The following is a 2,235-nucleotide window of genomic DNA, read 5'->3' as shown; positions in this document are numbered from 1 at the left end:
TTGAAGCAGTTAGAGAGCTGTTGGATGAAAAGGGAGTAAATTATCAGGTTCGAACAATCGCTTTATTGACTCAGCAGGAAGAACAATGCAGGGAGCAGGCCAGGAAAAAAGAACAGGACGAAAAAGCCAGGTGGGAGCGAATAGAAGAGTATAGAAAACGGCAGGAAGAAAGGAAAAAAGCGGGAATGTGTGTATCGTGCGGGATTCGTCCAGAGGTTGAATACGGTTTTTGTGAATCGTGCGATGATGATATTCCATTCTAGCCATGAAAAAGCCCGACTATTCCCACATTGATCAAATCGGGACAATCGAGGATCGGCGGTTTCGAAATGAAATCTTTGATTCACATCCCGGTTTTGATCAACTCCTGAAAGCTCATTATCTGAAAACCAATAAGCGGCGCGGCAAAGTGGCTGCTAATCGCTGGTTGCTGTCCATTCATAAAGTACTGAATTGGGATATTCCCGGCTTGAAGCTGTCCAGCGAGGATGAAAGCGTTCAGGCCGTGGCAAAACTGAAAGCCGAAACCCTAGAAAATCAAGTCAGGCAAACCTATCAGGCCGGGGCGGTGGTTAGGGTTAAAGGGTTGGCGGCCAAACGTCAGGCCACCAGGGAAAACCTAGAAGCGGCGGTCAGGAAAACCGGCTGGCAGGCGGTGAAATCCCTAGCAGAAACCTATCTCGAAACCTATGGACTGTCCCTACCGATCCCTAGGCGCGTCAACCGGGAACCAACCCAGGACGAATACATGACCGCTATCGCAAAAGCTTGCGAGCCGATGTGGTGGCGGCGGCAGTTGCGAACCCGGCAGAAACGGGAACTGGAAAGCGTACTTAGGGAACTGGGGCAGGTGTCCGCCGACCACGGCGGCTATGTGTCCGGGCATGGGTTGAACCGGCGGCAGCAGCAGAAGCGGCGCAATCTGGACAACATGGGGCGAATGGAAGCGGAAAACCAGCATGGAGATTGTTATTCGCTGGCGCAATTGGCGGAAAAGGGCATTGCTAACCCGGCCTTGCGTCGGCTGGAATTGCTGGCGCGGATGTCCGGGTTTGAAGAGCTGGCGAAAGCGTCCGGGGATGTCTGCCTGTTCATTACCCTAACAGCCCCCAGTAAGTACCACTGCATGATCAAGCGGGGCGGTAAATGCTTCCGAAACCCTAAGTGGAACGGCTCAAACCCTAGGGACGTTCAGGCGTACCTGAACGGCGTATGGGCGCGGGTCAGGGCGGAATGGGACAGGAACGGCATTAGGGAATACGGCAAATGCATTAGGGAACCCCACCACGACGGAACCCCCCACTGGCATTTAGTCCTGTTCTTTGCGCCAGGGCAGGCCAACCGGGCAATGCAGATTTTCCAGAAACACGCGCTAATGGTGGACGGGGACGAACAGGGGGCAGCGGCTAACCGGTTCAAGGTGATTAAGGTGGATCCAGCAAAAGGGAGCGCCACCGGGTACGTGGTGAAATATGTTTCGAAAAACATCGACGGGGCTGGGATTGAGGGTGAAACCAGCGATGAAACCGGGGGCTTTATTGCGGACAGTTGTCTTAGGGCGGATGCCTGGGCGGCATTGTGGGGAATACGACAGTTTCAGCCGGTGGGCGGTGCCAATGTCACCGCGTGGCGGGAGTTGCGGAAAATCCGCACGCCGGAACAGGTGGAAAACTGGCAAAACATGCTACCGGAAAACGCGCGGTTGTCAGAAGACGAGCGGGAAGCGTTCGACGTGATACGTCAGGCAGCAGACGACGGGGACTGGGCAGAGTATACCCGGCTCCAGGGCGGGGCGACGGTAAAGCGGGATGAACAGGTGGTGAGGCCGTGGAACACGGAAACCCTGAAGCCGACCGGGGCAGAGAATAGGGTGGCGTCGATGTTCGGGGTGGTGAGCCAGGGCACAGCAAAAGCAGTGAAGGGAATTGTTATTGCTGGCAAGGAAGTATTAAGCCGGTTTTATCAATGGACGATTCGACAACGGCGGATTGTCAAAGCGGGGAAAGCGGTATCCAAAATCAAGGCCGGTTTTGATGTTCGGGATTTAACGGATAGGGCTTTAAAGGCCGCGCCAGCGGCATTCCAAAAAGACGCGCGCAGCGCGGCTACTTGGACTTGTGTAAATAACTGTACGGAACCCCGGCAGGTGGTTGAAAGGGGTGGCCGTTGGTTTTATGAACCCATGGGGGCAGGGTAGGAACTATGGATTACAAAGAACTTGAAAAAATCGCTTTT

At 54.4% G+C, this 2,235-nt stretch carries 2 protein-coding genes; both read left to right on the top strand.

Translation table 11 applies throughout. The annotated features are described in order from the left end of the window. Positions 1 to 263, top strand: a 263-nt coding sequence (locus ACNRUY_RS26285; protein ID WP_488114626.1) for a hypothetical protein, incomplete at its 5' end; no start/stop codon positions are given. Positions 264 to 265: 2 nt separating this feature from the next. Further along, entirely contained in the window at positions 266 to 2,197 is a 1,932-nt protein-coding gene (locus ACNRUY_RS26280; protein ID WP_488114625.1) for a replication endonuclease, read from the top strand. Positions 2,198 to 2,235 lie beyond the last annotated feature (38 nt).

The sequence above is a fragment of the Endozoicomonas sp. Z74 genome, assembly GCF_057680865.1.
Note: the sequence above shows the minus strand (reverse complement) of the source record. Positions and strands in the feature narration are given on the sequence as shown.

Excerpts from the sequence above, each read along its gene's own strand:
- ACNRUY_RS26280 (WP_488114625.1), top strand. The coding sequence starts at position 266 with ATGAAAAAGCCCGACTATTCCCACATTGATCAAATCGGGACAATCGAG.